The organism is Lacinutrix venerupis (assembly GCF_003663945.1).
GTDB classification, from domain to species: domain Bacteria; phylum Bacteroidota; class Bacteroidia; order Flavobacteriales; family Flavobacteriaceae; genus Lacinutrix; species Lacinutrix venerupis.
Genome location: NZ_RCCH01000008.1, coordinates 78,921 through 89,766, shown reverse-complemented (window position 1 = coordinate 89,766; position 10,846 = coordinate 78,921). Strand labels below are relative to the sequence as shown.

Here is a 10,846-nt window from a genome sequence, read left to right as displayed (position 1 = left end):
AAAAATTGGATTTTTGGGCAGCTTAAACTAACTATAAACACTACGCATTCTTTGCCTATGTTAAATTAGCATTAATAATGAAAATGTAGTGCTTAATAATTGCTTTGTAGTGGTAAAGTAGTGGTAAAAAACAGGGCTGTCGTGGTATTAAAATTTTAAGATATAATTAACTAAGCTCTCATTATGGCTTAAATTTAATCTTTTACGCAATCTATAACGTTTTGTTTCGACACTTTTAGTAGAGATATTAAGTAGTGGAGCAATCTCTTTAGAAGATAAGTTAAGCCTTAAGTATGCACAAAATTTTAAATCGTTTGGTGTTAAGTCTGGATGTGATGCTTTAATTTTATCAAGGAAATCTTTATCTGCATTATTAAATGCTTGCTTAAAAAATTTCCAGTCTTTATTATTATTTAAATTATCGTCTATTAAATTTATAGCGTCACCTAAATCTTTTTTTGTTTTACTTTTCTTTAATTCCTTCTTTATTTTACTTAACAGCTCATTCTTTTTAATTATACTCATTGTAGAGATTACTAATTCTCTATTCTTACTTTCTATATCTTGGTTTAATTTTTCGTTTTGAATTTGTATAATTGTTTTTTCATTATTTATTTGCTCATGCTTTAATATTTTAGCATAATAAAATTTATAGGCTTTATGTACTAAAAAACCAATAAAGATTAATAATATTAAATAACTTAAAATTGCAAGATTAGAAATATACCAAGGCCTGTTTATTTTAAAAGCATAAGAAATTATATTTTGAGTTTCTTGATTACCTACTTTAGCCTTTACTTCAAAAACATAATCACCAAAAGATAAATTTTCAAACTGCATTGAGCTTTTATCGGTCCATTTACTCCACTTATCTACTTGCCCATTTAAACGATATTGATATTTTACATCTAAATATTTATCATATTGTGGTACAGCATAATTAAAAGATAATGTGCTTTTTTTATGTTCAAAAACACCATTTTTTGACGGAGATAAAAACTCAAAAGATTCATCTAAGTTTTTAATTGAAACAGTATTAAAATAAATATAATACTTCTTGTTTTTTTCTGTTTCAAACTCTGGCAAGTCTAGTGTTAAGTAGCCATTCGATGTACCTAAAACATAAATATCGTTTTGAATATGTTGAATATTTTCGAAACCTAAAACACCAGCTCTTAAATGAGAAGGAATAGGAATGTTGGTTATTTCTGGTGTATTTGTTAAATCGTTATTTTTAATAAAACTAATATTACTTTTTGAAAATAACCAAAGCTTACCTGTATTATCTATTTCCATTTTTCCAGATGAATAATCTGAAGGAATTAATAAATTACTAATTAAAGTATCCTTTGTAAAAAGGTTGCTATTTTTATCAAAGCTATAAATACCTTCATTAGCTTCATACAAAATTTTGCTTCTATAAGATATTAAGCTAGTACTCTTGCCTGCCGGAACTTCTTCATGCAATTTCACGTTAGTAACCTTATCATGCAAGTTATTAAGGTCCATACTATACAACCCTTTGTATTCATGATTTACAAAAATTTGATTACTTTGATTTATTTCAAAAAAACGAGCTGAGTTACTAAAACCTGAAATTTTATGACTTAGTTTCCAAGTATTGTTTTCTTTTTTCAAAAGATACAAACCACTGTAATTACCTTGCAATAAAACATTATCTTGATTAGGAATTTTTTTAAAATTCCAAGCTCCTAAAACAGAACTTATTTTAATTGCATTATTATCTTTTATTAAAAAAGTCCCTAAATGATGACCGCAAATTAAATTTTTATTATTGTGGTTATAAAGACTCCAAACTTGTCCTGCGGTGCCATTAATAAAAGAAAAAGTCTCATTTTTAGATGTTAATTTTTTATAAAAAAGACCTTGATTTGTACCAACATATAGATGATTATTAAAAATAACTGTACTATAAACAGTTCCTAAAACACCTTCATAATCAATAAATGTTTTTATAGGCGAAGTAATATTAATACAATTAATTCCATTATCTAAGCCAGCCCAAACATTATAATTATTATCTTCAAAAAGTGTTAAAACGGTATTATTACCAAGTCCCTTTTTTTGATTGATTGAATATTCAATTTCACCTTTAGTATCCATTTTAAAAACACCATTAGAAATGGTGCCAATTAAAAAACTTCCGTCTTTTAATTGAATACTACTAAACACGTTATAACTCTTTAATACATTTTGGTTTTTTATATCCCAAGACATTAATTTTTCATTCTCTAAAAAATAAAAACCAGAACTTCTTGTTAATAATAAAAGACGATTTTCATGCTCGAAAATATTAATAACGCGATCATTTAATACTACAGCATCATTACATATTAATTTTGGAACACCATCTACAATTCTATAAATACCTTTATTTGCAACATGATAGTATATATGATTGCCAACTAAAAACACTTTATAAATTATACTTTTTGAAGTAATAATTTTAAAGGTTTCATTCGTTTTATTATAGAAATAAAGTACATGCCCAGATTGAAATAACACCCACTCATTATAGTCTATAATATTCCAAATTTGATTATCTATAAAACTATTTTTTTCTAAATTTTTGCTTAAAGATTTATATATTAACTCTCCTAAAGTGTCTTTCTCCCAATAGCCAAACTCCTCGTAACAGCCTGTGTAAATTCTATCGCCAATAACTTTAACAGCTCGCATTACAGAGTTATTAGGAGAAGGATAACTAGTCCATATGGAGCCATTAAACTCTAAAAGTCCTTTGTTGTTAGCAACATAAATAAATTTATTTTTAGACTGAGATATCATCCAGTTTTGGTTGTCTCCACCATAATCTGAAGGCGTATAATTCTCTATTGGAGGTAACTCTTGCGCATATAATGGCAAGATAATTAACAATAAAAATGTAATAAAAATATGTTTCATCTGTGTTGTAAAGGTACTTTTAGATAGCGAACAAACAAAATGCCAAATCTAATTGAATTGGCATTTCTAATTTTTTTTATAAAAATAAAATTTTATGAAAGCGCAATCATTAATAAAGCCGCCAATGTACCGCCAATTAAAGGTGCTACTACAGGAATCCAAGCATAAGACCAATCGCTTTTTGCTTTATTTTTAATAGGCAAAATAGCATGCATTATTCTAGGTCCTAAATCTCTTGCAGGATTAATAGCATATCCTGTTGTACCTCCAAGAGACAAACCAATTGACCAAACCAAAAACGCAACAGGAACAGCTCCTAAAGAACCTAAACCTACAACTGTTTCTGTTTCGCTAATAGTTGCATCTGTAAAATAGAATATGGTGAAAAGTAAAACAAATGTACCTACTGCCTCACTAAAAAAATTTGTAAACGTATTTCTAATTGCTGGAGATGTACAAAAGACTGCTTTTTTTGCACCAGCATCTTCTGTTGCTTCAAAATGACTTCTATACATTAACCAAACAGTTAAAGATCCTAACATTGCACCTATAAATTGCGCAAAAACAAATAAAGGTACATTTGCCCAAGGAAATTTACCAGCAACTGCTAAGGCTACAGTAACTGCCGGATTAATATGCGCTCCACTATGTGGTCCCGCAACAACTACTGCAACGTAAACAGCTAAAGCCCATCCTGTTGTAATTACTATCCAACCACTACTATTACCAATTGTTTTATTGAGTGCAACATTAGCAACAACACCTCCACCTAATAAAATTAAAATTGCTGTACCTATTATTTCTGCTATAAATGGTGTCATCTTTTCTTATTTTAAGTTATTTTTTGTCCAATATTCTAATGCCTCAATAGCTTTATACCATCCTTTAATATTTTCTTCAGTTTCTGTTCTATCCTCTATTGGATTAAAAGTTTTATCTGTTTGCCATATATCTTGAATTTCTTCAGCATTTTCCCAATAACCAACAGCCAAACCTGCTAAAAACGCTGCTCCCATTGCTGTTGTTTCTACAATTTTTGGCCTTACAGTTATTGTATTTAAAACATCTGACTGAAATTGCATTAACATATTATTTATTGTAGCTCCACCATCCACTCGTAGTTCTTTTATAGAAATATCTGCATCGGCCTCCATAGCTTTTAAAATATCCATAGTTTGAAAAGCAATAGAATCTAAGGCAGCTCTAGCTATGTGCGCATCTGTTGTTCCTCTTGTTAAACCAAATATAGTCCCTTTTGCATGTTGATTCCAATGCGGTGCTCCAAGACCAGCAAAGGCTGGCACAAAATAAACTCCATCGGAACTTTCTACGGAGCCCGCTAGTTTTTCTATTTCTGAAGAGTTTCTAATAATTTTTAAACCATCTCTTAACCATTGCACTACAGCTCCTGCTATAAATATACTTCCTTCAAGCGCATAAGTAGTTTTTCCTCCTACTTTCCAAGCAACTGTAGTTAAAAGATTATTTTCAGACACAATAGGTTTTTCGCCAATATTCATTAACATAAAACAACCTGTTCCATAAGTGTTTTTTACCATTCCTGGCTTAGTACACATTTGTCCAAACAATGCTGCTTGTTGATCTCCTGCAATACCTGAAATTGGTATTTTAGTATCAAAAAAACTTGATGTTGTTTGCCCATAAACTTCACTCGATTGTTTTACTTTTGGAAGCATGGTTTTTGGAATGGTTAAAAGCTTTAACAACTCGTCATCCCATTCCATTGTGTTTATATTAAACATCATGGTTCTTGAAGCGTTTGTAACATCTGTAATGTGCTGCGCTCCTTTTGTAAAATTCCAAATTAACCATGTGTCTATGGTTCCTAAAATTAAATCGCCAGCCTCTGCTTTTGACCTCGCTCCTTCAACGTTATCTAAAATCCATTTTACTTTTGTTCCTGAAAAATAAGAATCTATAACCAATCCTGTTTTTTGTCGAATTAAATCATTTTTACCTGCTTTTTTTAATTCATCGCAATAATTAGAAGTTCTTTTATCTTGCCAAACAATAGCGTTATAAACAGGTTTACCTGTGTTTTTATCCCAGACAACAACAGTTTCTCTTTGGTTTGTAATACCAATAGCTGCAATGTTTTCTGCATTTAAATTTTTGTTTGCTATTGCTTCTGTAGCAACACCAGCTTGAGTAGACCAAATCTCTGTAGGATCATGTTCTACCCAACCTGGTTTGGGAAAATATTGAGTAAATTCTTTTTGTGCCAAAGACACTACATTTCCTTTTTTATCAAATACAATGGCTCTTGAGCTTGTTGTACCTTGGTCTAATGACAGAATATATTTTCCCATAATTGTTAGTTTATATTAGTTAAACTTCATCAGAAGATATTAACTTAAGAGTAGTGTATACCAGGTAGAATAAAATTATTTAGAGGTTAACTACACTTAATATTAGTTAGTTTATATTATTTTAAGACATATTGGTCTGCAACTTTTATAAAATTTGAAATTTGCTGACTTCTCCAATCTGTTGTTTGGTCTAATTCTTTTCTAATTAATTCTCCAACAATTGGAGCTATTTCTATTGCTGCTTTAGCATTTAAAAACAGAATTCGCACTCTTCTTGCTAAAACATCTTCAATAGTTCTAGCCATTTCGTGTCTTACTGCAAAAACAACTTCTGCTTTAGTAAATTGCAAATCTGGATGCAACCTTTCAGATAAAGTAGCATCCTCCTTTATTAGCTGCTCTACTTTTACTTTATCTGTTCCATAAATATACATGTGATTTGATCGATCTACAGCACCATTTGCTCCATGAATTAATAATTGTTTTGTTTTACATTTAGCATCTGGTAATTTATTTAATTCTATTATTTTATTAACTGTGTCTTGAGCCATGCGCCTGTAAGTAGTCCATTTACCTCCAGTAATGGTAACCAACTCGGACTCCGAAACTATAATTTTATGGCTTCTTGAAATCTCCTTTGTTTTTTCAGACTTATCCTTAGGCGCAGCTAAAGGTCTTAAACCCGCAAATATGCTTAATACATCATCTTTAGTGACATTCTTGTTTAAATATCTATTTGAAGTATTTAAAATAAAATCAATCTCTTTATCTAATGGTTTTGGCTCTAAACTATGGCTATCTAATAAAGTATCTGTTGTACCAACTACCACTTTATCATGCCATGGAACTAAAAACAGTACACGACCGTCATCTGTTTTAGGAATCATAATCGCATCATTTCCAGGTAGAAACGATTTATCGAAAACCAGATGAATACCTTGACTTGGACGAATTGTATTCTTTAATGCAGCATCATCCATTTTTAAAACCTCATCTGTAAATACTCCAGTTGCGTTAATTACAGTTTTAGCATTTAAAGCATATTCTTCATTTGTTTCTACATCAAATGCTACAACACCATTAACTATACCTTTCTCATTTTTTAAAAGGTTTTTAACTTTACAATGGTTAATTACTGTGGCACCATTCTCAATACAAGTTTGCGCAATGTTTACTGCCAATCTAGAATCGTCAAATTGCCCATCATGATAAACTACTCCTCCCTTTAAATTATCTATTTTTAAAGTTGATAATCTAGAAATAGTTTCAGATTTTTTTATTCTTAAAGATTTTCCAAAGCTTAATTTTCCGGAAAGAAAATCGTAAACTTTTAAACCAATAGTATAAAATAAATTATCCCAATAACTATAATTTGGTATAATAAACGATTGATCATTAACTAAATGTGAAGCATTTTTTAACATTAAACCTCTTTCGTACAAAGCCTCTCTAACCAAGCCTATATTGCCTTGAGCCAAATACCTAACACCTCCATGTACTAATTTAGTACTTCTACTAGAAGTTCCTTTTGCAAAATCCACTTGCTCCAAAAGCAATGTTTTATATCCTCTTGTTGTACAATCTAAGGCAACACCTAATCCTGTAGCTCCACCTCCAATGACAATAACATCCCAATTTTTAGTAGCTTTTAACTGATTTATTAAGGTTTCTCTTTTAAACACGCTTTTTTTATTTTGTTACATTTAGCTTCAAATATATTAAATTAAATTTAAAACGAAACAAAACGAAACTTTTTTTAACTAAAATGGAATAATTAATAGTAATAAAATTTTCGTTTTATTTCGTTTTATTATATTTGTTTTATATGAAAAGACATAAAGACATTTTAGAAAGACTTGCAAAAGAGAAGCACTTAGAGGTTTTAGAACTATGTAAAATCCTTGATGTCTCTGCTGTAACTATTAGAAAAGACTTAAAATTTCTAGAACAAAAAGGATTATTATATAGAACTCATGGAGGAGCATCTGTAGAAAATCCTTACATTAATGAACGTACCGTTCTTGATAAAGAAAAAATTTCGGTAGAAGAAAAAAATGGAATTGCGCAACTAGCAGCTTCAAAAATTGTAGAAAATGATACTATAATGATTGCTTCCGGAACCACAGTTCAAGCACTTTCAAAATTTATTAAACCCAAAAATAAACTCACTGTAATTACATCATCCTTAAATGTTGTATTAAACTTAATTAACGATAAAAATATTGAAATTTTACAATTAGGTGGCTATATAAGACACAGTTCGGCATCTGTTATTGGTAATTACGCAGAATATATTTTAAAAAACGTATCGTGCAGTAAGTTATTTCTAGGTGTAGATGGTATTGATTTAGATTACGGTTTATCAACAACAAATTTAGAAGAAGCAGAACTTAATAAAAAAATGTTAAGTGCTGCTCAAAAAGTAATTATTCTAGCTGATTCATCAAAATTTGGAAAGAAAAGCTTTGCAAGAATTTGCAACTTATCTCAAGTTAATGAAATTATTACAGACAAAGGTATTTCGAGCTCTATTAGAAAAAAACTTGAAGAAAAAGATATTAAAGTAACCATAGTAAACTAACACCATAAACAAAATTTTAAAATGAATAAAAATTTGCTATTAATTCTTTTAATTACAATACTAGCTTGCAATTCTAAGAAAAAAGAAATTACCCAAACCATAGAAAAACCTAATATCCTTTTAATTGTTGTTGACGATCAAGGTTATGCAGATTTTTCACCGTTTAAAACTCATGACACAACTGTTTCTACTCCAAATATTACACGACTAGGCCAAACAGGAACCGTATATACTCAAGCCTATGTAACTGCACCTGTTTGTAGTCCTTCTAGAGCTGGAATAATTACTGGTAAAAATCAATTTCGTTGGGACAAACCTGCTAGTTGGGGACCAGGATTACCAGACAGCGTAAAAACCATTGCCGAGTACCTTAAAGAAGCTGGCTATACAACAGCAAGAATAGGAAAGAATGATTTGGGTAGAAATTTTCATAAAAACAATGTTAGAGAATACCCATTAAATCACGGATATGATGAGTTTTTAGGTTTTTCAGCTCACGCTCATGATTATTGGTTAAACTCACAAAATATAAAAGACAGAACTCCCGACCCTTATGGAACTAGTGCTTTATTAGGACCATTAATGCATAATATGAGCGAAAAAAGTTATGATGAAGGTTACTTAACAGATATTTTTACAGACGAATCAATTGCATTTTTAAAGCGCAAACATAATAAACCTTTCTTTTTAACACTATCCTACAATGCTGTACACCATTTAATACATGAGGTTCCTAAAAAGTATTTAGATAAATATAACGTAAAAGAAATTCCAAATTATGACCCAGATAGCCTATTGGCTTATGGCAAACATAAAGCCGGAACCTATTCTGCTTATTACGATAAATACTCTAGAGTTGGTGCCATACAGCATGAAGACCTTAGAAAATATTATTTAGCAAACTTAAACTGTTTAGACGATAATATTGGACGTGTTTTAAATACCTTAAAAGATGAAAAATTAGACAAAAACACATTAATTGTATTTATATCAGACAATGGAGGCTCTCCATTAACTGGCTCTAACAACTCACCTTTAACAGGTGGTAAATATTCATTATGGGAAGGTGGTATTAGAGTTCCAATGGCAATTAGTTGGCCAAATAAAGTAGATGCTGGAAAAATAGAAACTCAATATGTATCGGCTACCGATATACTTCCAACCTTAGCTAAAGCTGGAGGAGTAACTATTACAGATAATGAAATTGATGGTTTAAACTTACTTGAAAACACAAAAAAAGATAGGCTTTTAGTATGGAAATGGCAGAAAACTTGGGCCGCACGAAAAGGAGACTGGAAAATAACCAATGCTAAAGAAAACCACTGGAAAAGCGAGCCATCTGCACAATACATTGCTCCCATTAGAAATGATTTAACTTTAAAATTATTTAATATTGAAAACGATCCAGGAGAAAGAATAGATTTAGCAAGTGAGTATCCTGAAAAAGTTAAAGAATTGGAAACTGATTATAAAAATTGGTGTGAAAAAAACATTAAAAAATAAATTTTGTTTTGAACAATTTTAATATAAAAAAAGCCCTTATTTTCTATTAAAATAAGGGCTTTTTATCAAAATAATAACAATTACTTTTTAACTAAAATCTTATATTCATTTTTAGCTAAAGGAATCGCATCTCCTTTTAATTCCATCGTTTCATTAGTCATAAAATCTAAATAATTTCCTTTTTGAGGTATATTAGCTTTTACGTTTTCTTCTGAAACATTTGCAATAAACACAACTTCATCATTTCCTTTTGATCTTGAAAAAGAAATCACATCTTTTCCATTATCTATTGCATTGTATTTAGCTGAAGCTTTTCCGCCATGTAAAGCAGCATTATTCTGTTTTAAAGTCGCTAATTTTTCTAATACTTTCCATGTTTTTCCTTTAGTATGTGGGAAACTATCTTTTTCAAAAAACAATAATCTATGGTCTAAATCATACTCTTGACCAGAATAAATTAATGGCATTCCTGGAGTTACATAGGCTAAAGCAGTCATCATTTCACTAGCTTCTCCCATGCGTTCTTTAATGGTACCATTCCATGAGTTTTCATCATGATTGGTTACAAAATTCATTAAAATATCATCTGCTTCGTAACGCTCAAAATCGGTTTGTAAAGCTGTTGTAAATTCCGTTGCATCTTTTTCACCTTTTGCAATATGATTCATAGCATGATGTCTATCCCAAGCATAAGCCATATCAAATAAACCGTCTTTTAATAATTCTGGTTCCCAAGCTTCAGCTAGCATAAAAATGTCTTTTTTAGATCGTAATTCAGGTATTGCTTGTTCCCAAAAGTTAGTTGGTACAGATCCTGCAACATCACATCTAAATCCGTCAACACCTTCTTCTGTTAACCAATAACTCATGTCTGCAATCATTGCTTTACGCATCTCTTGATTGTCGTAGTTTAAATCGGCAACATCTGTCCAATCGGTATCTACAGGATGTACAACTTCGCCTTTATCATTTTGCGTGTAATATTCTGGATTGGTTTTTAACCAAGTATGATCCCAACCTGTATGATTAGGAACCCAATCTAAAATTACATAAATTCCGTTTTCATGTGCTGTTTTTACTAAGTCTCTAAAATTTTCAATAGTTCCAAATTCTGGATTGATTTTAGTAAAATCGGAAACCGCATAATAACTTCCTAAGTACTTGTCTTGTTCTGCTTCTGGAAACTCAGATGCAAACTTACTATCTTCTCCTCCTGTAGCTTTACGTTTTGTTTCTGAAATAGGAAACACGGGCATTAACCAAATAACTTTTACGCCTAATTGTTTTAATTGCGGAATGTCTTTTGTGAATGCTTCAAAAGTGCCTTCTGGTGAATATTGTCTGATGTTTGCTTCATAGATAACAGCTGTTTCTAAATCGGAAGCCGAAATAGGTTGTATTGCTACTTCCTCCTTAGTAACAACTTTAGTTTCTTCTTGTTTTTTCTCTTCTTTACAAGCAAAAACACTAAGTATTGCAAGGGATAAAATTAGTTTTTTCATGTGAG

General features: G+C 30.6%; 7 protein-coding genes. 2 read left to right on the top strand and 5 right to left on the bottom strand.

What is annotated here, in order from left to right:
* Positions 1–147 precede the first annotated feature (147 nt).
* From CLV86_RS12455 to CLV86_RS12440, 4 genes are all read right to left on the bottom strand, one after another.
* Entirely contained in the window at positions 148–2,925 is a 2,778-nt protein-coding gene (locus CLV86_RS12455) for a helix-turn-helix and ligand-binding sensor domain-containing protein (protein WP_121052776.1), read from the bottom strand.
* A 92-nt stretch (positions 2,926–3,017) separates the two neighbouring features.
* Complete coding sequence (locus tag CLV86_RS12450; protein WP_121052774.1) at positions 3,018–3,746, bottom strand: MIP/aquaporin family protein; 729 nt, start codon at positions 3,744–3,746, stop codon at positions 3,018–3,020.
* 6 nt (positions 3,747–3,752) lie between these two features.
* On the bottom strand, positions 3,753–5,255 hold the full coding sequence (gene glpK / locus CLV86_RS12445; RefSeq protein ID WP_121052772.1) for a glycerol kinase GlpK: 1,503 nt from the start codon (positions 5,253–5,255) through the stop codon (positions 3,753–3,755).
* A 116-nt stretch (positions 5,256–5,371) separates the two neighbouring features.
* The gene (locus CLV86_RS12440) at positions 5,372–6,937 is read right to left on the bottom strand and encodes a glycerol-3-phosphate dehydrogenase/oxidase (RefSeq protein ID WP_121052769.1); all 1,566 of its coding nucleotides are present in this window, start codon (positions 6,935–6,937) and stop codon (positions 5,372–5,374) included.
* 143 nt (positions 6,938–7,080) lie between these two features.
* Here CLV86_RS12440 and CLV86_RS12435 point away from each other — a divergent pair, with 143 nt between their 5' ends.
* Both CLV86_RS12435 and CLV86_RS12430 read left to right on the top strand, forming a co-directional pair.
* A complete protein-coding gene (locus tag CLV86_RS12435; protein WP_121052767.1) occupies positions 7,081–7,836 on the top strand; it encodes a DeoR/GlpR family DNA-binding transcription regulator in 756 nt (251 codons plus the stop codon).
* 21 nt (positions 7,837–7,857) lie between these two features.
* Entirely contained in the window at positions 7,858–9,339 is a 1,482-nt protein-coding gene (locus CLV86_RS12430) for a sulfatase family protein (RefSeq protein ID WP_121052765.1), read from the top strand.
* Between the two features lie 80 nt (positions 9,340–9,419).
* Here CLV86_RS12430 and CLV86_RS12425 read toward each other — a convergent pair whose 3' ends face one another.
* On the bottom strand, positions 9,420–10,841 hold the full coding sequence (locus CLV86_RS12425; RefSeq protein WP_121052763.1) for an alpha-amylase family glycosyl hydrolase: 1,422 nt from the start codon (positions 10,839–10,841) through the stop codon (positions 9,420–9,422).
* Positions 10,842–10,846: the final 5 nt, after the last annotated feature.